The sequence below is a fragment of the uncultured Aquimarina sp. genome (genome assembly GCF_947492115.1).
GTDB lineage: Bacteria > Bacteroidota > Bacteroidia > Flavobacteriales > Flavobacteriaceae > Aquimarina.
In genome coordinates this window covers 19,543-41,636 of sequence record NZ_CANLMM010000008.1, presented here as the reverse complement: position 1 = coordinate 41,636, position 22,094 = coordinate 19,543, and the positions used below count along the sequence as shown (strand labels likewise).

Annotated in this window: 14 protein-coding genes; 7 read left to right on the top strand and 7 right to left on the bottom strand. The window is 32.4% G+C overall.

The features are described 5' to 3' along the window. Positions 1-89 precede the first annotated feature (89 nt). Together Q1A73_RS20020 and Q1A73_RS20015 are read left to right on the top strand one after the other, a co-directional pair. A complete protein-coding gene (locus tag Q1A73_RS20020) occupies positions 90-776 on the top strand; it encodes an ABC transporter ATP-binding protein (RefSeq protein ID WP_299609276.1) in 687 nt (228 codons plus the stop codon). 69 nt (positions 777-845) lie between these two features. Further along, positions 846-2,285: a sodium:solute symporter gene (locus Q1A73_RS20015; protein ID WP_299609274.1), complete on the top strand. Its 1,440-nt coding sequence runs from the start codon at positions 846-848 to the stop codon at positions 2,283-2,285. Here Q1A73_RS20015 and Q1A73_RS20010 read toward each other — a convergent pair. After that, positions 2,262-2,627: a CoA-binding protein gene (locus Q1A73_RS20010; protein ID WP_299609272.1), complete on the bottom strand. Its 366-nt coding sequence runs from the start codon at positions 2,625-2,627 to the stop codon at positions 2,262-2,264. The genes Q1A73_RS20015 and Q1A73_RS20010 overlap by 24 nt on opposite strands. Positions 2,628-3,051: 424 nt before the next feature. On the opposite strand from Q1A73_RS20010, the gene Q1A73_RS20005 reads away from it, so the two are divergent. Further along, positions 3,052-5,472, top strand: a complete 2,421-nt coding sequence (locus Q1A73_RS20005; protein ID WP_299609269.1) for a TonB-dependent receptor — start codon at positions 3,052-3,054, stop codon at positions 5,470-5,472. A gap of 266 nt (positions 5,473-5,738) precedes the next feature. Here Q1A73_RS20005 and Q1A73_RS20000 read toward each other — a convergent pair whose 3' ends face one another. The 3 genes from Q1A73_RS20000 to Q1A73_RS19990 form a co-directional block, all read right to left on the bottom strand. Beyond that, on the bottom strand, positions 5,739-6,749 hold the full coding sequence (locus Q1A73_RS20000; protein WP_299609266.1) for a beta-ketoacyl-ACP synthase III: 1,011 nt from the start codon (positions 6,747-6,749) through the stop codon (positions 5,739-5,741). 765 nt (positions 6,750-7,514) lie between these two features. After that, a complete protein-coding gene (locus tag Q1A73_RS19995; protein ID WP_299609264.1) occupies positions 7,515-8,822 on the bottom strand; it encodes an AarF/UbiB family protein in 1,308 nt (435 codons plus the stop codon). Positions 8,823-8,858: 36 nt separating this feature from the next. Next, positions 8,859-9,524 (bottom strand): TetR family transcriptional regulator C-terminal domain-containing protein, encoded by a 666-nt coding sequence (locus tag Q1A73_RS19990; protein ID WP_299609262.1) that lies wholly within the window; start codon positions 9,522-9,524, stop codon positions 8,859-8,861. A 254-nt stretch (positions 9,525-9,778) separates the two neighbouring features. On the opposite strand from Q1A73_RS19990, the gene htpG reads away from it, so the two are divergent. After that, the gene (gene htpG, locus Q1A73_RS19985; RefSeq protein ID WP_299609260.1) at positions 9,779-11,665 is read left to right on the top strand and encodes a molecular chaperone HtpG; all 1,887 of its coding nucleotides are present in this window, start codon (positions 9,779-9,781) and stop codon (positions 11,663-11,665) included. A gap of 138 nt (positions 11,666-11,803) precedes the next feature. Next, the gene (locus Q1A73_RS19980) at positions 11,804-12,790 is read left to right on the top strand and encodes a response regulator transcription factor (protein ID WP_299609258.1); all 987 of its coding nucleotides are present in this window, start codon (positions 11,804-11,806) and stop codon (positions 12,788-12,790) included. 163 nt (positions 12,791-12,953) lie between these two features. On the opposite strand, the gene Q1A73_RS19975 is transcribed toward Q1A73_RS19980, so the two are convergent. After that, positions 12,954-13,304, bottom strand: a complete 351-nt coding sequence (locus Q1A73_RS19975; RefSeq protein WP_299609256.1) for a hypothetical protein — start codon at positions 13,302-13,304, stop codon at positions 12,954-12,956. A 519-nt stretch (positions 13,305-13,823) separates the two neighbouring features. Here Q1A73_RS19975 and Q1A73_RS19970 point away from each other — a divergent pair. Beyond that, positions 13,824-17,099, top strand: a complete 3,276-nt coding sequence (locus tag Q1A73_RS19970; RefSeq protein WP_299609253.1) for a DUF2723 domain-containing protein — start codon at positions 13,824-13,826, stop codon at positions 17,097-17,099. A 116-nt stretch (positions 17,100-17,215) separates the two neighbouring features. Here Q1A73_RS19970 and Q1A73_RS19965 read toward each other — a convergent pair whose 3' ends face one another. Then, positions 17,216-19,492: a S9 family peptidase gene (locus Q1A73_RS19965; RefSeq protein WP_299609662.1), complete on the bottom strand. Its 2,277-nt coding sequence runs from the start codon at positions 19,490-19,492 to the stop codon at positions 17,216-17,218. Positions 19,493-19,736: 244 nt separating this feature from the next. Between Q1A73_RS19965 and Q1A73_RS19960 the strand changes: the two genes are divergently transcribed. After that, positions 19,737-20,585 carry a DUF6503 family protein gene (locus tag Q1A73_RS19960; RefSeq protein WP_299609250.1) on the top strand — a complete coding sequence of 283 codons (849 nt, stop codon included), beginning with the start codon at positions 19,737-19,739 and terminating at the stop codon, positions 20,583-20,585. Between the two features lie 77 nt (positions 20,586-20,662). Here the strand turns inward: Q1A73_RS19960 and Q1A73_RS19955 are convergent, their stop codons facing one another. After that, positions 20,663-21,880, bottom strand: a complete 1,218-nt coding sequence (locus tag Q1A73_RS19955; RefSeq protein WP_299609247.1) for a M12 family metallopeptidase — start codon at positions 21,878-21,880, stop codon at positions 20,663-20,665. Positions 21,881-22,094: the final 214 nt, after the last annotated feature.

The window sequence follows — 22,094 nt, the reverse complement described above, 5'->3', positions numbered from 1 at the left end:
GATAATTAAATCTATTTTATTGTAACAAATTTATTGATCGTACGTCATATAGGCTAAAATCGTATCTTACGCTATAATTAAAGCATCACATGGAAAACGTTATCGATATTAAAGGTATCATTAGAAATTTTCAACTAGGCCAAGAAACAGTGTATGTACTCAAAGGTATTGATCTAGAAGTTAAAAGAGGAGATTATATAGCAATTATGGGACCTTCTGGATCCGGAAAATCGACACTTATGAACCTTTTGGGGTGTTTGGACACCCCTACCGATGGTACGTATAACCTTAATGGAAATGATGTGAGTAAAATGACTGATGACGAATTAGCAGAAATTAGAAATAAGGAGATAGGTTTTGTATTTCAAACATTTAATTTATTACCGCGAACAACCGCTTTAGATAATGTTGCATTACCCATGATTTATGCAGGTACTTCTAAAAAGGATAGAAATGCCAGAGCAGAAGAAGTATTGACAGACGTAGGCCTAGCTGATCGAATGGATCACAAACCCAATCAATTATCTGGAGGGCAGCGACAAAGAGTTGCTGTAGGTAGAGCACTGGTAAATAAACCTTCTATTATACTGGCAGATGAACCAACAGGAAACCTAGATTCGAAAACCTCGTTGGAAATCATGCAGTTATTTGATGATATTCATGCTGCTGGAAATACGGTAATCCTAGTTACTCACGAAGAAGAAGTTGCCGCTCATGCACATAGAGTCATTCGATTACGTGATGGCATGATCGAAAGCGATACCAGAAATAGATAGTTTGTAGTTTAAGATTGATATTGTCATAGATTAATTCGTATTTTGGTGTTTTACTAATTTGAATACTCTATGCAACCGATACATATTCTTTTTCTAATCGCCGGATATTTTGGTGTACTTCTTTTAATCTCATATTTCACAGGAAAGAATTCGGGAAACGACGCTTTTTTTAAAGCCAATCGCCAATCGCCATGGTATATAGTTGCTTTTGGAATGATTGGAGCATCACTAAGCGGTGTTACTTTTATTTCTGTACCAGGTTGGGTTGAAGCTTCGCAATTTAGCTACATGCAAGTTGTATTAGGGTATATCGTTGGGTATGCTGTAATTGGTACAGTACTACTACCACTCTATTATAAACTAAATTTAACTTCTATTTATACCTATCTAGAAGAACGTTTTGGAAGGTCTTCCTATAAAACTGGAGCATCTTTTTTTCTTATATCCAGAATTGTGGGTGCTAGTTTTAGGTTATTTCTAGTAGCAAATGTTCTACAAGTTATTATGTTTGATAGTATTGGGATTCCATTTTGGATTACTGTGATTATCACTATACTTCTAATTTGGCTTTACACCTTTAAATCAGGTATCAAAACCATCGTTTGGACAGATACATTACAAACCTTATTTATGCTAATTGCAGTAGGGGTTGCTGTATACTACGTCGCTAGTGATTTAGGAATTGATGGTACTAGTTTAATAGGGTATGTTTTAGACAGTGACCTTTCTAAAATTTTCTTTTTTGATGATTTTAAAAGTGGAGATCATTTTGTAAAACAATTTATTTCTGGTGCTTTTATAGCCATTGTTATGACAGGTTTGGATCAGGATATGATGCAAAAAAATCTTACTTGCAGAAACTTAAAAGATGCTCAAAAAAACATGTTTTGGTTTACTATAGTTCTGACTATAGTCAATTTTGTATTTCTGGGCTTAGGCTTATTATTAACTCAATATGCGGGACAACATGGAATTGATGCTCATAAGGATCAACTTTTCCCCATTATTGCAACTCAGAGTGGATTAGGAATTGGGATTGCGATTTTCTTTGTTTTAGGATTAATTGCCGCAGCCTACAGTAGTGCTGATAGTGCACTAACTTCGTTAACCACTTCTTTTAGTATTGATATCATGGATATAGAAAAAAAACTAAATCCTGAAGATCAAATAAAAGCGAGAAAACAATATCACATTCTATTTTCTTTATTATTAATATTAGTGATCATAGCTTTTAAATACGTAATCAAAGATGAAAGCGTTATTGCTAAGTTATTTGTTTTTGCTGGATATACCTATGGTCCACTTTTGGGACTTTATGCTTTTGGTTTATTTACTAAAATGAATGTCAAAGATAGATTTGTTCCTATCATTGCAATTCTATCACCCATACTATCTTACATTATTAGTATCAATAGTGCCAAATGGTTTGGTTTCGAATTTGGGTTCTTTATTTTAATTCTTAATGGCTTATTAACCTTTTTAGGTTTAGTACTGATCCGTAGAAAGTAATACTAAAGTACAGGCAACTTCAACATCAATACCTGCTTCTTGCAGTATATCATAAAACTCTGGATTTTCAGTTCCTGGGTTAAAAATCACTCTTTCTGGAGAAAGACCAATAATATAATCATAATACTGCTTTTGTCTGGTAGGATTTAGGTATAGGGTTACCGTATGTATATTCTCAAATGCCATCAGAGATGTATGAATAGTAATTCCTGCTACCTCGCCAGATCGCAATCCAATTGCTACCACTGCCTGATCATAATTCACCAATCGATGTATTGCCAAATTAGAATATCTATCTGGTTTAAGCGAAGCTCCCAACACTAAGGTCTTTTTTCCCTTCATAAGCATGATTTTAGTCGCAAAATAACGTTAATTCATAGCGATTACGGTCTGCAAACGTTAAAAATAAACCCTAAAATGTTAAAAACAAAAAACAGGTGTAACATAAGACTTGTACTGCACGTCTTATAGATAAAGAAATATGATTTTTCATAAATTTAGTTAGTTAGTTACTTAATAATCAAATTTTATTCATAGTTGATGGTTAGTGTTACTATTTGATTATTATAAGAAGACCGCTCCTTATCCAGGAGCGGTCTTTGGTTATATAATTAATTGTTAAAAGAAATATTTTGTGTAACAGATTTTAGGTTACATCGTCATACAGATATACGTTTAATCAACGTAAAAAAGGGAAAACAAATGCACTGATATTATGCAATACCCAGTACATTGTTTTGCATACATCAATCAAAACACATTTAATATGAAAAAAAACAACCTACCTATTAGGCAAACCACCCGTAATGTATTCTTATTTATTTTATTAATAAGCTGTTCTTTGATTACCGCTCAACCTAGCAACAGTATAGTTGTTGGTACTATTTCGGGAACAGTAATCGATAAAAACCTTAAACAACCAATTCCTTATGCAACAATAGTAGTAAATGACGGAGCTAATAAATTAGTTAGTGGAGGAATTACAAAAGAAGATGGAACTTTTCTTATTCCTGATATTCCTAATGGAAATTATACACTAAAAGTACAATTCATTGGATATACCAGTTATACACAACCTATAGAAATATCTAGAAAGAACAAAGATGTTAATGTAGGAGTTATCTCCTTAGAAGAGGAAGCACAAGCACTGGATGATGTTACCATAATTGCAGAACGCACAACGATCGAACAAAAAATAGATCGTAAGGTAGTAAACATAGGAAAAGACCTTACGACTACTGGTGGTACTGCTGCAGAAATTATGCAAAATATTCCATCAGTTAATGTAGATCAAGATGGGAATATCGCACTACGTGGAAACCCCAATGTACAGATACTAATTGACGGAAAACCAACAAACATTTCTCCTACTCAATTATTAAAACAAATTCCTTCAACATCGATTAAATCCGTAGAATTAATAACCAATCCATCGGCAAAATATAATCCCGAAGGTATGAGTGGTATCATTAATATAGTACTACGTAAAAATGCTAATATTGGTTTTAACGGGAACATCAACTTGGGTGTAAACTGGGATCAAAATGCGCGATTTAATAGCTCAATCGATCTGAATTACCGAAGTGGAAAAATAAACGTTTATGGAAATTACGGAGCCAATATTACAAAGAATCGACAACAAGGTTTCATTTTTAGAGGTGATCAAAACTATAGAACTGATTTTCGTTTTTTAGATAATAACAAATCTCACCTTTTCAAGGTAGGCTTTGACTACTATATTAATGACAAGAACACCATATCGTTATATACAAATCAAAATTTATTTGATGGAAATATTAATGGTACTACAGATATAGACTTTCTCGATAATCCAGAAAACAACATATTCCAAAACTTGATTAATGATAGTGATAACCTTGGTTCTACTTATAATTTTGATTTTAAACACGACTTTGAGAAAGAAGGGCATAATATTGAATTAGAAGTAGATTATAATGTTTTTGAAGGCGATAGTGATGATGATTTCAATTTTGCTGGCGGCGCTACTCCAGATTATAATGATATATTAAATAACGAAAGAACAAATACCACTATCAACCTAGATTACGTAAACCCACTATCAGAAAAAGCAAAGCTAGAGTTAGGATATGAAGGACGTATAAGACGTACCGATAATGAGTACAGATCTACTCTATTTGATGATTCTAAATATCGTTATGATAGAGACATTCATGCTTTATATGCGACTTATGGTAAAAATTATGAGAAATGGTCATATCAACTAGGTGCGCGATTAGAAAGTTATCAAGTAGAAGCTATTTTTAACGATGTAAAAGTGTTTGAAGATGATATTTTTACTGTGTACCCTTCAGCCTATCTAACATATACGCCTGGTGAAAAAAATTCCTATCAACTAAGTTATAGCAGACGTGTAGACCGACCAGGATTAAATCAGGTAAACCCAATAAGAGAGTGGAGCACTCCTAGAATTACCTCTAGAGGAAATCCGGAATTAGACCCTCAATTTACAAATTCTATCGAGTTTAACTACACTCGTAAATTGACAGGAGGATCTATAACTGCAGGTACATTTTATCGCCTTATCAATGATGAAATTAATCAAACGCTATTAGCAGATCCAACAGTTGAAGAAGGACAAATTCTTACGTTTGAGAATTTTGATAACAACTCTGCGTATGGAATCGAAATTTCTAGTAACTACCGACCGACAAAATGGTGGAATTTTAATGCTAGTTTTGATTTGTATGCGCAAACTCAAAAAGGTATTGTAGAAGATGTTGTAGAAGTAAATGGAGTAGATGAAATTGTACAAGTTTCTAGCGAGGTTGATGCAGTGGTATACAACTTCAGAATAAATAACAATTTTAAGGCGACTAAAAATTTGACCTTTCAGATATTTGGATTCTATCGTGGTGAGCAAGAAGGAATACAGTTTAAAACAAAACCATTTTATTTCGTAAACACTGGTGCACGATATAATTTCTTGGGTGGAAAAGGTACGGCTAGCATTAATTTCAACGATATCTTTAACACCATGCGTTTTAGATTCTCTGGAGATTTTCCTTTTGAACAAAATGGACAATTCCAAGGGGAAACACAAACCGTATTTTTAGGACTATCCTATCGTTTTGGTAGTGGAAAAAATCGAAAAGTGAGAAGAAAACGAAGAGATTCAAATGAAAAATCTGGTGGAGGAATACTCTAGAAAAATTAATTATTTTGTTAATTCTTTAAAGAATGTCTACATTTTTTGTTAAATTTAAATATCTTCAAAATTAAAGCCTGCTAAGTTAAATAATTGTAAAAATTATAATGTTTTTGTAACACTATGCAATATGTTACGTCTATTATAGTACCATTATGGTTATAATTTATTTGAATTAGCCTTTAAAGAAAAAAATAACCCGGTAAAACAAAAAATCGCGAAACCATGAGTTTCGCGATTTTATTTTATACAGTCGTTTGATCAGGTTACCATTTTATAACAGCACTACCCCATGTAAATCCACTTCCGAAAGCTGCTAAAACGACAACATCACCTTCTTTAATCTTTCCTTCTTCCCAGGCTTCTGTAAGTGCAATTGGGATCGAAGCAGCCGTTGTATTACCATATCGTTGAATATTATTATACACTTGATCATCAGATAATCTAAACTGCTTTTGTACAAACTGAGAAATTCTAAGATTCGCCTGATGCGGAATAAGCATATCTATATCCGATGGAGATAAGTTATTTTGTTGTAAGCCTTCGTTAATAACTTCAGAAAAACGTACTACCGCATTCTTAAAAACAAACTGTCCATTCATATATGGATAATACGTGATATTCTCCTGATCATTCTTTTCTATAATCTCAGGCACCCAATGTTCAGTACTTGGCCCTTCTAACGACAATTCTTTAGCATGCGCTCCTTCGCTATGTAAATGCGTAGATAATACTCCACTACCATCTTCTTTTTCATTTCTAGATAAAACCATAGCTCCGGCACCATCACCAAAAATAACAGATACTGCTCTACCTCTTGTTGTCATATCCAAACCTCCACTATGATTCTCACTTCCAATAATCAGTACATTTTTGTACATTCCAGTTTTGATAAACTGATCCGCTACGGATACAGCATATACAAAACCACTACATTGATTTCTAACATCCAAAGCTGGAATTGTATTCATATCCATCATATCCTGAACTCTAACGCCTCCTCCGGGGAAATACATATCAGGACTTAATGTGGCAAAAATGATAAAATCTATATCATCCTTCGTTAGGTTTGCTCTTTCTAAAGCAATTTTTGCTGCTTTTACTCCCATTATAGAAGTACTATTACCATCTCCCTTTTTTATATGACGTCTTTCTTTAATACCTGTACGCTCTTGAATCCAAGCATCATTTGTATCCATTATTTTCGACAGATCGTCATTAGTTACAACATTTTCAGGAACATAACTCCCTAATCCTGTTACTCTTGAAGTATACATATATTATAATATTGAGTGTGTATTGTGCGTAATAATTAATTATTACTATTCAGTTTAAAAAAACTGCAGGGCAAGATATGTATTCTTACGTTTTTGATAAAAGAAAGTACAAGCTTATTGTATGCATGCATAACAAATATTTTCTCTCATCGTATCATTAAAAACGATTAGAGCTTTTTTGGAAAACGATAGTACTTATGTAAGTTTCAAAATAGTTTTCACAACTTTATGTATGCCATCACTAACCTCGATGATATATAAATCAGTGGGAAAAGAATGAAGAGATAAAGTGTTTCTCTGAGAAAGATTGTATTTTTCTTTTACGAGCTTTCTTTTTCTGTTATAGATCTTATAAAAAACGTTAGCATCATTCCTATGCAAATCGATATAAATAACATTTAATCTTTGATTAAGATACACGGAAAACGTAGTTTCTAAAGTATCTATTCTTTTGGTATTATATATCGACTGCACATTCATATCTCTATTCTTTTTCCCGATCTGATTTATCGTTTGTAATACCTAATTTGTGGTTAAAGCAAATAAGTATTGTCAGGTATAAAATTAGATAAACAGAAAATTTGTTAAGAGCGACTTCTTTGTGGAAATTTTCTTTTTTTCGATGAATGACGCATAAACTCTATAAAAGTGTTTATACTAGTAAAATGTTTTCTTTTAAAAAAGCGAAAGGCACGCCAACCACAGCATGCCTTTCTAACAACCTAACCAATAAATAAACAAACCAAAGCCAGTCTTAGCAACTGACTAAAGGTACTTTTCAAAATTTTTCACACGAATTGTTGCTTTTAAATCGTGTAATAAGTTATACAACCCAAAGAATGTTCTGTTGATATATAGGAAATGCTTACTTCCTCTATTTCCATTCATTTTCCTAAGCTCTGTATCTTTAGAATATTTTTCACTTAACTCTGTTATCTTATCCCAAAACTCTTGATCTGCGAAGTCAAAAACTTCTTCATTAAATGGTTTTGTAAATAAACTTAACATCTCATAAAATAGCTCCGAGAAGAATTTCTTCTCTTCTTCAGAATCATCTTCTCGGAGTATTTCGAGTTCAAACATCTTTTGAGCAAAGAATTCTGGATTATTAATATTTTCTCTTTCAGCTAATTCAAAATAAGGAGTATAAAACTCCAACGGTACTTTCTTTACACATCCAAAATCTATTGCGATCAGATTTCCCTCTTTATCTACCAAGAAATTACCAGGATGTGGGTCCGCATGCACAGCTTTCAGGATATGCATTTGATACATATAAAAATCCCAAAGAGCTTGTCCAATTCTATTGGCTTTTTCTTGATCCTCGTTATGTTTTGCAAACTCACTAAGATGCTCTCCATCCATCCAATCCATCGTAATGATTCGCTTACTAGATAAATCTTCGTAATACTTTGGGAACTTTAGATTTTCAATTTTAGCGCAGGCATTTGTAATCTCTTTACTTTGCTTTACTTCCAATACGTAATCAGTTTCCTCTAGTAATTTCCCTTCTAACTCCTGAAAATACTTATCAGAATCTTTCCCTTTTAAATTAAACATCCTGATGGCGATAGGTTTTACCATCGCCAAATCAGAACTTATGCTGTCTGCAACTCCAGGATATTGAATTTTCACAGCAAGTTTTTTCCCGTCTTTAGCGGCCTTATGTACCTGTCCGATACTGGCGGCATTAACAGATTGAGTTGCAAACGTATCATATAAATCTTCCGGATATTTTCCGTGATATTTCTTAAATGTCTTTCTTACTAAAGGAGCTGATAATGGCGGAACACTAAACTGTGATAGCGAAAATTTTTCAACATAAGCATCCGGCAATATGTTTTTCTCCATAGAAAGCATCTGCGCTACTTTCAATGCGCTACCTTTTAAATTTTTTAGTCCGTCATAAATATCAGCGGCATTATCTTCATTTAGTTTATCTCTAGTAATGTTAGGGTTTATCGCTTTTTTACTATAATATTTCAGATAATTCCCTCCTACTTTTACACCAGTCTTTACCAATTCTGTGGTTCTACCTAGTTTGGAAGTGGGTATTTTATCAATTGTCTTCATATTCCTTTTCTCTATCTACAATCTTACTTTCAACTATTAATTCCACATGGCTTTTTCTTTCCAGAGGAATTTCCCCAAATCTAAAACACTGGTTAGCGGTGTATTATCAAATAAATCAAATATGGTATTCACTGATTTCTCGATAGCAATATCGGTTTTCTCGAAACCAGCAGATTCATCATCCATCCAAAATTTTAATAAGAATAAAAATTGCAACCAAGCTCCTTCTGAATACACGGAAACTGGATTTTTAGCTATTTTAAATAACTTTTCATCATTATCCGTTTCGATCAATTCCTTGGCGAAATGTTTGATATGCATTCTTAGTCCTTTTAACTGAGTTAAATTCTTAAGAGGCATATTATGGTATTGTAGCGCTAATAGCACGTAACTTCTGTTCAATGTCAACATTTCAAAAAACGTAAAAAAGAACGTCAGCATTTTATCCTTACTAGATAAATGAGCGTACTCTTTATTATTGTTCATCGCGTCTATAGTAGTGCTAAAGAACGTATTCCAAATTCCTTTGTTTACACTATCCAAACTACCAAAGAACTCATAAAACTCTTCTTCTTTTATTTTTGACTCTTTACAAAATTTATACACCGACTTAGGGTATGTATCATGCTCTAAAACATAATTCATATACTTAGTTATGATGTACTGACTGTCTACGGTTTGTTTTTTACTGGATGATGCCATATCTATTAATTTACAGAGTAAAGATAGTCATTGTTTAACTTTTTTTAAAAAAACCTAAACAAAAAAATTGTTAAAGTTGTTTCATAAAAAATGAAACTTAAAGTTCTAATATTTAAGTAGACGCAATTCAATTATTATCCTTACGTCTTATGGATAATTTGATCATAATGTCAGTTTGTCAGCAATATAGGATTGGTACTTTTTTTGTCTATGGAGAGACACAATAGTGATAATAAAAATTAAAACATAAAAAAATGGCAACAGGAAGTATTAATGTATCGGTTGAAAACATTTTTCCTTTGATTAAGAAATTCTTGTATTCAGATCACGAGATTTTTTTACGAGAATTAATATCTAATGCAACAGATGCAACATTAAAGTTAAAGCATCTAACCAATATTGGTGAAGCCAAAATTGAATATGGTGACCCAAGAATTGAAATAAAGATTGATAAAGAGAATAAACAACTACATATTATTGACCAGGGAATTGGTATGACTGCTGAAGAGGTAGAAAAATATATCAATCAGGTTGCTTTTTCTGGTGCGGAGGAGTTCTTAGAAAAATATAAGGATAGTGCCAAAGATTCTGGTATTATAGGTCATTTTGGATTAGGTTTTTACTCGGCTTTTATGGTAGCTGATAAAGTAGAAATCATTACAAAATCTTATAAAGATGAGCCTGCTGCTCACTGGACTTGTGATGGTTCTCCAACCTATTCTTTAGAAGCACATGATAAAACCGAAAGAGGAACTGAAATCATCTTACATATTGGCGAAGAAGAGTCTGAATTTCTTGAGGATAGCAGAATAAGCGAACTTTTGGTGAAGTACAATAAGTTTATGCCTATTCCAATCAAATTTGGAACAAAAACTGAAACCTTACCAAAACCAGAGGATGCTAAAGAAGAAGATCCAGCACCTACTCAAGAGGTGGATAATATCATCAACAATCCAAATCCAGCTTGGACTAAACAACCAACAGATTTAAAGGATGAAGACTATAAAAGCTTTTACCGAGAATTGTATCCTATGCAATTCGAGGAGCCATTATTTAACATTCATTTAAATGTAGATTATCCTTTCAATCTAACAGGAATATTGTATTTCCCGAAGCTTGGGCAGGATATGAATATGCAAAAAGATAGAATTCAGTTATATCAAAACCAGGTATTTGTAACAGACAATGTAGAAGGTATAGTACCTGAATTCCTTACTATGTTACGTGGTGTGATTGATTCTCCAGATATTCCATTAAATGTTTCTAGATCATATTTACAAGCTGATGGTGCTGTAAAAAAGATCTCTAGCTATATCACCAGAAAGGTAGCAGATAAATTAAATTCTCTATTTAAAAATGATAGAGAAGACTTTGAAAAGAAATGGAACGATATCAAAGTAGTGATCGAATACGGAATGTTATCAGAAGAAAAATTCTTCGAAAAAGCGGATAAATTTGCTTTATACCCAACCGTAGATGACACGTACCTAACCTTTGAAGAATTACAAGAGAAAATAAAAGATAATCAGACAGACAAAGACAATAAGCTAGTAGTCCTGTATGCTTCTGATAAAGATGCGCAACACGCTTATATTGCTGCTGCAAAAGATAAAGGATACGAAGTTCTATTACTAGACTCACCTATTGTTTCTCATCTAATTCAAAAACTAGAAACTAGTAAAGAAAACATTTCTTTTGTTCGTGTAGATGGTGATCACATCGATAATCTTATCAAAAAAGACGAAGAAACCATTTCTAAACTTTCTGATGAAGAAAAAGAAACCTTAAAAACAGATTTAGAAAAGGTTATCCCTACTTCTACCTATACAGTACAGCTAGAAGCAATGGATAGTAACGCTTCTCCATTTATGATTACCCAGCCAGAATTTATGCGTCGTATGAAAGAAATGCAGCAAACTGGTGGCGGAGGAATGAATATGTTTGGTAATATGCCAGAGATGTATAATCTGATCGTAAACACCAATCATGATTTGATCAGTCAGATAAAAGATACTAAAACAGATAAAAAGAAGGAACGTCTTATCAAACAATCCTTAGACCTTGCTAGATTATCTCAAAATTTACTGAAAGGTGAAGAACTGACAGAATTTATCAAGCGTAGTTTTGAAATGATTAAATAAACAAAAGCGTTTATCTTCTTTTAGCATGTAATTGAAACCGCTTCAGAAATTGAAGCGGTTTTTTATTATCCAAATCTGGATATTTCATATTTTAGTATTTTTACCATATCATTTTCTTTATAAAGATTACAGAAACAAATGAATAACAGGTTTTTTCTTTTTTTAACAATACTTTCTATTGCTTTTCAAGGGATTGCGCAAGACATCGTCTCTGGTTATATCCCTCTGGAAAATAATAAAGATGTAGAACAAAAAATTCACCTAAGTAAAGTAGATTTAAATGATACTGACAAAAGTTATTCATACACTAGAATAGCTTCTACTAACATTTCTGATCAAGGGTATTTTTCTTTTGATCAAAAATGGTTTTCCTCTAAAGACCATTTATACAAAATACAACTAGAACCTGTAGCAGCATCTACTACCAATAAACAAAACAAAGACTCTAAATTATTCATTTTATCTAAAAACGATTCTATACATTTTGAAAAAGGATCTTCTCCTTTTGAAACATATACCACGAATAACAAGGCTGACAAAGAATGGCAACAACTGAAGAAATTCGAATCTAAATTTGACACTTTACATGATGGCTTTGATACTGACCAGTATCTTCTTAGAACAAAGGGATATATTAAAGATTCACTTCAAATCTTGTTAGTAAAACTAATTAGCATCAAAAAGCTGGATGATAAGAAACTTCTGGATAAAGACATTATGGAAAACACTTCCTATTACACAAGTCTTTTAAAAGAACTAAAATCTAGTGAGATTGATCCTGCTTTATTTTTATACTTAGAGAATAAGCTTTCTTTAGTTTACAAAGAAGAAGCTGAACAAAAATATTCTGTTAGTATGTTACTAAACGGTATTGCTATATTAATAATTGGGAGCCTTATTTTCTTGGTGTTACGTAAAAGAAGAAAAGCACAAAATACCATTATTACCTCATCATTAAGCAAACAGGAAAACACTATTAAAGAGCTTATTCTTTCCGGAAAAACCAACAAGGAAATTGCAAATGAACTTTTTATTAGTGTAAATACGGTGAAAACTCATATTTCTAATATTTACAGCAAATTAAATATTACGAGCAGAAAAGAACTATTAATAAAAAACAAATAAGTCGAACCAATATTACTTTCTTCTGGAAACCATTCTACTTAAATAGATTCCTTACAATTGAGAATACGTTTATGATATACATAAAAACATATGAAAAGAAAAACTCCTTCGATTAGAAGGAGTTTTTTACTATGAGTTATATTCTATTTCTTAGACCTCTAAATTATGGTAATAAACTAGCCACTGTATTTTTTTGAGTTATTTGAGTATTTTTATTTGTATCGATTACATTAGTTAATCTAGTAGTTTTTCTAATATCTGTAGTAAAACCATTTTTTTCTAATAAGCTCTTATAAAATTCAGTTTTAGTAGTATTCTTATTAGTAGCAACTTCTTTCTTTACTTCTTTAATTGCAATATCAAAGTCATTCGCTTTTACCAATGCTTTGAAAAAATCAGTTTTAGTACTTTTTACATTTTCGATAGATGTGTTAACTTCATTAGTAGCAACATCTTGTGCTGTAATAGTAAGAGTAGAAAATAAAACTGCGATGGTAAAGAAGATAGCTTTCATAGTATTGGGGCTTAAGTTACTTTGATTAACTGATGTAAATTTAAGTCGAAAAAACCTCTCTATAAAATCTTTTAAAAACTTTTAGACAAAGTGGTTTTTTAAATCGATGAAATACACAAAATTTACGGTTTTACCGTACAAAATACACGTAATTTTTATCATTTTGTAGGATTTTTAACGGTATAAAATTACTTAAACCACCTATAAAACAGTATTTAAACTATAATAATCGATATAAAACACATTTTAAGAAATAATTAATACGTAATTACTAAATAAAAAATTTATTCCTTAGATAAATACAGAGGGTTGTAATCTTTAAATAACCTACATCAAAAAGTTTGTTATTGAGATTGGCATTCTTTTGCTACTCTTGTTTCACATCTTATAAACCCTTTGTTTACTGGAATTTCTCATAAAATCATACCGGTACTAGTTCCTTTTTACGACCATCATTCTTTCGATTCATCCAATTTTTAGATTTCATTTGACTTTAAAAAAGAGAAACAATCAAATCAGATGCAGATCAATCGGTTTAAAAAATGGAACTTATTATTAGGTTGGTTAGTTTTTACAATTTCTTTAGGAGTATATATCAAAACTGTAGAACCCACCAATAGTTTCTGGGATGTAGGAGAGTATATAGCAACTTCTTCAAAATTACAAATTGGACATCCGCCTGGTGCTCCCCTATTTCAGATGATCGGTGCCTTTGCTTCTGTCTTTGCTACCAACCCAAAACAGATTGCCTATACTCTTAATCTTACATCCGCATTAGCCAGTGCATTTACCATATTGTTCATGTTTTGGTCAATCACTATACTTCTAAGAGATTTAGCTTCCACCATAAATAGCAATACAAGAAATACACCCTTTAATATTTTAGGTAGTGCTATAGTGGGATCCTTAGGTTTTGCTTTTACAGATAGCTTTTGGTTCAATGCGGTAGAGGCCGAAGTGTATGCAATGGCCACACTAATACTATCTGTTATGTTTTACTTAGGTTTATTATGGAAACGTGATATGCATACTCCAAAAGGAAATAAATGGATCATTCTAATTGCATTTGTTATAGGATTATCATTTGGAATACATTTTATGGGACTACTTTCTATTCCTGCGATAGGCATGCTTTACTATTTTAAAAATTATAAAAGTATTACCATAAAGAATTTTATTATTGCTAATCTCATTGTAATAGCGGTATTACTTTTCATTTTCAAATTGTTCATTCCCTACACACTGACCTACATCAGTTTTGTAGAAATATTTTTTGTAAATACTATTGGACTTCCTTTTCATTCTGGAACTATATTATCTGTTATAAGCATCCTTGTACTTTTTTATTCAGGATTGAGATATACTCGAAAGAAAGCATATCCTTTATTAAATACATCATTATTATGCTTGGCATTCATTTTAATTGGTTTTTCTAGCTGGTTAATGATTCCGGTGCGAGCTAATAGTGGCACTGTAATTAATGAAAATAATCCGAATAATGCTCGAGAACTACTCGCCTATTATAATCTAGAACAATACCCAAAGACACATCTTTTCTATGGTCCACAATTTTCTGAGATCTATGGAAATCTCGACGAGAATGAACCTTATTTAGATGATAAGCCTAAATATGAAAAAGATACCTCTTCTGGAAAATACATTATCGTAAATGACTGGAAAAATGCCAGACAAAACTTAGATAATACGCATAAGACTCTATTACCAAGAATGTGGAGTACAGAGCACATTCGTAATTATATGATCTTTAGTGGGCCATTAGAGTTCTCCATAAAAACAGAATTTCAGGATGAACAAGAACTCATCGAAACTGTTATCGATTTCAGAAAAAAATATGCTTCTGGAGAGTTAGATAATAATGACTATCATAAATTTTTAGAATCATTTGGTCAGTTTTTAGACATACAACCTCCTTCTTTTTGGGACAATGTATCTTATCTATTTCAATATCAGATCAATTATATGTATTTGAGATATTTTATGTGGAATTTTGTTGGTAGACAAGATGATGTACAAGGACGATTAACTGATTTACATGGTAATTGGCTTAGTGGTATTGATTTTATCGACAAGTTTCATCTTGGTTCTCAGGACAATTTACCTTCTGATGCTGCGAATAATAAAGCAAGAAACACCTACTATTTTCTACCTTTAATTTTAGGGTTATTAGGAATTGTTTTTCAATTTCGAACTGATAAAAAAATGTTTTGGGTATTATTCATATTCTTTTTGTTTACTGGTTTATCACTAAAGATCTATTTAAACGAAAGACCTTTTGAACCGAGAGAACGAGATTATGCCTTAGTAGGTTCTTTTTATGTATTTGCTATATGGATTTCATTTGGAGTTTTTGCTCTTTTTGATCTACTTAAAAACTATATACACTCCAAGCGTGCTTCCTATGTAGCAATTATCATTTCATTGTTAGGCGCTCCAGCAATATTAATCGCTCAGAACTGGGATGACCACGATCGTTCTAATAGATATACCGCCAAGGGTTCTGCACAAACGTATTTATCATCTTGTCAGAAAGACGCAATTCTATTTTCTATTGGAGATAACGATAGCTTCCCTTTATGGTATTTGCAAGAAATAGAAGGATACCGTACCGATATTCGTATTCTCATTACAAATCTTTTAGCTACCGATTGGTACGTTGATCAGATGAAAAAAGCTGCTTATGAAGGGAAACCTGTTCCTTCGGGATTAGAGCATTCATTTTATGCCTATGGCAACAATGATGTAATTTATTTCAAAGAGGTTACTAAAGATACGATGCATATTAAAAACTGGATGCGATGGATAACCTCTAATGATCCGAGAACAAAGGGTGAACTTATGAATGGAAAAACAGTATCTACCTTTCCTACTAAAAACATTAGGATTCCTGTTGATAAAGAAAAAGTCCTTAAAAATGGTATCGTTTCTAAGGAAGATGCAGATAAGATTGTGCCTTATATCGATATTCATTTAAAAGGTGGTTATATTCCAAAACATAGATTAGTGATGTTAGATATCATAGCCAATAACGATTGGGAGCGTCCTATCTATTTCACAGGAGGTAGTTTTGGCGATGATGATTATATATGGATGAAAGATTATCTACAACTAGACGGTATGACGTATAAACTAGTACCGATTAAGACTAAAGTAAATCCTTCGAATCCATATCAATTAGGTAGAGTGAATACAGAAGTTATGTATAAAAATGTGATGAACTGGGATTGGGGAAACGGAGATAGTGCAGGGATTTATCATGATACCGAAACCAGACGCAATGGCATTTCATACAGAACAAATCTAAGCAGACTGGCAGAGCAGTTAATTAGGGAAAATCAAACCGAGAAAGCTGAAGAAATCTTAGATCTTGGACTGGAAAAATTTCCTTTAGAATTCTACGAATACTATACACCACTTCATGATTTTATTCATAATTATTATCAGATTGACAAGACAGAAAAAGCAAGATCATTATGGAAACAGGTAGCAACCAAATACCAAGAACAATTAATCTATTTTTCTGGTTTATCTTATGAAAAACAGTATGAACATTTCGAAAACATAATGGATAACGTAACCTATTACAGAGATCTTATAGATACATTAGTTACGAACAAAGATGATGACCTTATCGATCAGGAAATTGACACTTTTAATCGGTATATCAATCTTTTTCCTCGATTTTTTGCAAAACAAGAATTGCCTAAACCCGATTCGGAACCAGAAAACAGTGAGGATTTATTAAAAGAATTAGGATTAGAACAGGAAGTGGAGTAAATCCAGAATGTATTTGATTTAAGGTAATAAAAAAACCTCCTGACCCAAGTTTTCAGGAGGTTTTGATATATTTCGTAGAAGATAATAAGTCCCGTTCTTCTAAGAAATGAATCCAACTAACCCTTTACAGGTTTTGTTGTTTCCTTTTTACCAATATGCTTTGCATAGAATCCCATCATAGCTTTATACATCGCTATAGAATTTTCTTCTTTTGCAAAACCATGGCCTTCATCATATTTTACCATATATGGAACATCAAATCCTTTATCACGTAATGCTTTTACGATCTGATCAGACTCATCTATATTTACTCTAGGATCGTTAGCTCCTTGTACCACAAACAAAGGTTTTTTGATCTTATCGATTTGATACACCGGAGATACTTCTTCCATAATTGCTTTTTCTTCAGCTACATCCTCATCATACCAGATTTCTTTGATAATTTTTAAATATGGTTTCCAATATGGTGGAATTGTTTTCATGAATGTAAATAAGTTAGATACTCCTACATAATCTACTCCACAAGCATATAAATCTGGTGTTTTTGTTAATCCTCGTAGTACTGCGTATCCACCATGACTACCACCGTAAATAGCAACTTTATCTTTATCTACCCATCCTTGATCAATAACGTATTGCAATCCATCTTCTACATCATCCATCGCTTTTCTACCGATCTGTTTGAATCCTGTTTCTAAAAACTCTCTACCATATCCTCCAGAAATTCTAAAGTTTACTTGCAATGTTGCATATCCTCTACTTGCGAATAATTGTGATTCTGGATTGAATCCCCAAGAATCTCTAATACCTTGTGGTCCTCCATGAGGATTAACTACCAATGGTACTTTTTTTCCTTGGATAGCTTCTTTAGGCAATGTAATATATCCATGAATTGTTAAACCGTCTCTACTCTTAAAAGTAATTGGACGCATTTCTGCCATATCGTTCTCCTTTAGCTGAGGCATTAAATTATACAATAGCTTAAAGGTATCTTTCTTAGCATCATAAGAGTAATACACTCCATATAACTTATCACTTTGTAAGAAGATCAAATACTTATCTTCATCATCCGTCTTTCCTGCTATTGAATATTGGTGATCAGGAAATTTTTTAGTGATTTTTGAGTGTAATTTTTTATAATAATCACTTACTGGTACTACTACTCTCTTTTCTCCCTGATAAGAGAAATAATCTAATTCATATCCCCTTTTTCTAGATAAAGAAAGATTAGAGACATCATATTTATCATTAGAGAATAACTTCTTGATTACTTTGTCTTTTTTTAAGTCGTATAAATAGATTTGTGACTTGTCTGTTTCTAAGTTAGATACCACATACGCATCATGAGGGTTATCTGTAGAATAATCATAGTTTAGGATAGAAAAAGTATCTTTCCAATTCATTTGCTTAAGCACTTCATATTTCCCATCTTCTTTAGCGTAATAGAAATCTACATTTACTCCATCTCTTATCTTTCCATATCCTCGTAGATTACCACCCTTATCAAAACTATAGCCTGCTATTGGATTTGCAGCATCGTCATTGGTAAATAATTGCTTAATCTCTCCTGTAACAATATTAATTTTATAAGGCTCAAAGATTTGTTTATTATTTTTATTCATAGAGATAATCATATGATCTTTATCCTCTTTTAAACCTTCTAATATATTTACCTGAACACCTTCATAAGGAGTTAATTCTTTCTGATCGGTTCCGTCTATGTTTGCTGCAAAAAGATGGTAATCTTCATTTCCACCTTTATCCATAACATATACTAATCGCTCATTGTTTGCCCAACCGTATCCACGTATTAATTCTTCTTTTTCTTCTATAACACGTGTTACTTTATCAGTTGCGATATCCTTTACGTATACATGATTTTTACTGTTATCATCTTTCTCTCGATAAGAAAGATATTTTCCATTTGGAGAAAATTGAAAACTTCTAGCTTTTGGTTTTGCAAAATAATCCTCTACAGAATACTTATAATTGCCTTGATCCAAATTTGCCATTTTTTCTAATTCCGAATCTGAAGAAACCAATGATGGGTTTCCAGGTATCGTTTTCTCTGATTTTTCCATTTCTAATGGTAGTTCCATTCCGCCTTGATAAAAAGTTCCTTTTAATTTACTATTCTCCAGAGATGCTATATATTTAATCCCTGCTTGTTTGAAGATCAAAGTTAATTGATTGTTTTCAAAAACTGTGGAATCCATTGGAATTCCAGAAGCTCCTTGCGAAGGACTATCCATCGTAGAAGAAAGTGCTCCTTCTTTCTCTTCAATATGAAATACTAAAGGTACTTCCGTTCCTTGTACAGATAATTTACCTTTCCAAGTTCCTACTGCATCCTGACCGTATATTTGAGTAAATGCCATACAAAGCATGACCATACAGATACTCAAAAAATTCTTTGATAATTGTTTCATGTGATTTTTATTAGATTGATGATAATTATTTAGATATACGGAATTAGTAATCGATAAGGTAATTTTGTTACATTATTTAAAAAAATTAACAAAATTTAATTTCAAAATACCTAGACGGTAAATCATAATATCTGTTACAATTTTCATAAAGATTATAGTACTAGATGCGCTTTTACTATTTTAGATTATAAACACAAATAACCTTACTATGAAAAGAATATCATTGGCTCTGATAACCCTTTGTCTATTGGCATGTGATCAGAAAAAAAAGGAAGAAAAAGTAGTTCCTGAAGTAAAAGAAGAAATAGAACAAATTCCTGTAGAAGCTGATGGAGGAATTGGAGATGGAGCTTTATCTATCACTGACCATTTTATTAAGAGTATCGAAAAAGCTCACAAAAAAGAAAAATTCCTAAAACACAAAGCCATAAGTTTTGATATCAAAATTCTATTTAATGGTAAGGAACACTTGGAAGGAAAGATTACGATGCTTACCAACTCTTCAAAAATTAGAATTGACAAAAAAGATAATAGTACCCTAGTGTATGATGGTGAAAAAGTATTCTTGTATCCCGCAGATGCTAATGATCAAGGAGCACGATTTGATATGTTTACCTGGACTTACTTTTTTGGGTTCCCTTATAAATTCAGTGATCCTGGCACGAAATGGGAAATGCAAGAAGATCGTAAGCTAGGAGACAAAACCCATAGTACTGCCAAGCTTACTTTTGAAGATGGTATTGGAGATGCTCCTGATGATTGGTACGTAATCTACGCAGATCCAGATGCTAAGTTACTACAAGCAGCAGCTTATATTGTAACCTTTGGAAGTGATGGAGATATTTCTAAGGCCGAAGCAGATCCTCATGCGATACAATATAAAGATTTTAAACCTGTAGATGGTATTCTATTTGCTACTGCATGGGAGTTTTATGGTTGGACTGCTGAAAAAGGAATGACAGACAAATTGGGAGAAGCTACCATTTCTAACATTACTTTTATTGAAGATGAAGGAAATTTATTTGATGATCCTGGAAACTCTAAGATTATTGAATAACCGTTTCAATACATAAAAAAAACACCGCTCACATGGCGGTGTTTTTCCACTTACATAATCCAGTTCACACAGTCAGTCTACAATCCGGATATCACAAATTGTTCCCAAGACCCTATAGCTGTTCTATTACAGGTCATTGGTTTTGTTCCGTTTTCAGAACTTATATATTTTCCATTATTGCCTTTTAACGCATAGGTATTTCCACCAACATTTTCCAAGGTAAATTGTTCCCAAGCACCAACTTGAGACCTATTACAAGTAATTGGTTTTCCTCCATTTTCGCTACTCACATATTTACCATTATTACCTTTTAGTGCAACTTTTCCTCCGCTTAGAGTAATAACTTCAAACTTTTCCCAAGATCCTATAGTTGTTCTATTACAATTCATAGGATTACTTCCGTTTTCACTACTTACATACTGATTATTGTTTCCTTTTAATGTAATGATTCCGGCAGCAGTACTTGGAGGGTACATCTTATTAATTCCATCTACATCACTATTAGACAATCCATTTCTTTGCGCATTATATGTACTTCCATTAAGTCTTGTAATAGTTGGTTGTCCATTCTTAGAAAATGCGTAAGAACCATACATCATAATACTTCCTAAATCTAAACTAGAAGTATATTCATTTCCATCTTGTCCTTGTTCTGTATATGTTCTGAAATTAAATTCTCTTCCATCTTGTATATTTTCAAAAAGAATTTGAATGTACTGATCTCTATCTTTTCTACTTTGTTCATGCCATAATCCAATAGCGTGACCAATTTCATGAATTGTATTTCCGGTAGAGCAACCATTAGCTAATGTAATCTCTTGTCGACCTCCAATTCGGCCAACGTAAGAAGAACAACCTGATCCATTTCTAAAGTATACATAATTGGTCTCGTTAGTACGTTTCACAAACCTTAGTGCGGTTTTAGACTCCCAATGGGCAATTGCATTCGTAATACGAGCTTGATTAGGCATTCCACTTTGGATAGCATAATACACTGTATTGTTAGGCCATCTACCTCCTACTCTACCAACACCTTTGTCTGTTTCTGATGGTAAAACCTTGATATCTCCTTCTAAAATGTAATGCTTATTTACACTTTCTACCTCTACTTCTTCTCCTTCTAACAAAATCTGAATTAATTCTCCAGTTTCTTTGGGATATGCTTGTTCGAGTATGAAATCTTCAAATAGATTTTGTTGATCGATTGATTCTAATTCCTGAGATTCACAGGAAATAACAAATATGCTTGTGGAAATAAGAAACAATCCCGCAAATAATGAGAAATATTTTTTCATGGTTGAGTTTGTGTTAGGTATAAAAGTTTATACAATGGTATGGATTCCAATTGATTTTTTTAACCGTAAAATACTAAGTGTTTTCTAACCGTATAAAACCGAGTCCTATAAATAAGTATTCGTTTTTACATCTAACATTTATCTTACTATCATTGCCCTAACAATTGAACCCAATCTGCATATATGACACGTTAAAATCTATCTCACTAATCTT

Coding starts and splice junctions, on each gene's coding strand:
- Q1A73_RS20020 (WP_299609276.1), top strand. CDS start 90: ATGGAAAACGTTATCGATATTAAAGGTATCATTAGAAATTTTCAACTA.
- Q1A73_RS20015 (WP_299609274.1), top strand. CDS start 846: ATGCAACCGATACATATTCTTTTTCTAATCGCCGGATATTTTGGTGTA.
- Q1A73_RS20010 (WP_299609272.1), bottom strand. CDS start 2,627: ATGAAGGGAAAAAAGACCTTAGTGTTGGGAGCTTCGCTTAAACCAGAT.
- Q1A73_RS20005 (WP_299609269.1), top strand. CDS start 3,052: ATGAAAAAAAACAACCTACCTATTAGGCAAACCACCCGTAATGTATTC.
- Q1A73_RS20000 (WP_299609266.1), bottom strand. CDS start 6,749: ATGTATACTTCAAGAGTAACAGGATTAGGGAGTTATGTTCCTGAAAAT.
- Q1A73_RS19995 (WP_299609264.1), bottom strand. CDS start 8,822: ATGAAGACAATTGATAAAATACCCACTTCCAAACTAGGTAGAACCACA.
- Q1A73_RS19990 (WP_299609262.1), bottom strand. CDS start 9,524: ATGGCATCATCCAGTAAAAAACAAACCGTAGACAGTCAGTACATCATA.
- htpG (WP_299609260.1), top strand. CDS start 9,779: ATGGCAACAGGAAGTATTAATGTATCGGTTGAAAACATTTTTCCTTTG.
- Q1A73_RS19980 (WP_299609258.1), top strand. CDS start 11,804: ATGAATAACAGGTTTTTTCTTTTTTTAACAATACTTTCTATTGCTTTT.
- Q1A73_RS19975 (WP_299609256.1), bottom strand. CDS start 13,304: ATGAAAGCTATCTTCTTTACCATCGCAGTTTTATTTTCTACTCTTACT.
- Q1A73_RS19970 (WP_299609253.1), top strand. CDS start 13,824: ATGCAGATCAATCGGTTTAAAAAATGGAACTTATTATTAGGTTGGTTA.
- Q1A73_RS19965 (WP_299609662.1), bottom strand. CDS start 19,492: ATGGTCATGCTTTGTATGGCATTTACTCAAATATACGGTCAGGATGCA.
- Q1A73_RS19960 (WP_299609250.1), top strand. CDS start 19,737: ATGAAAAGAATATCATTGGCTCTGATAACCCTTTGTCTATTGGCATGT.
- Q1A73_RS19955 (WP_299609247.1), bottom strand. CDS start 21,880: ATGAAAAAATATTTCTCATTATTTGCGGGATTGTTTCTTATTTCCACA.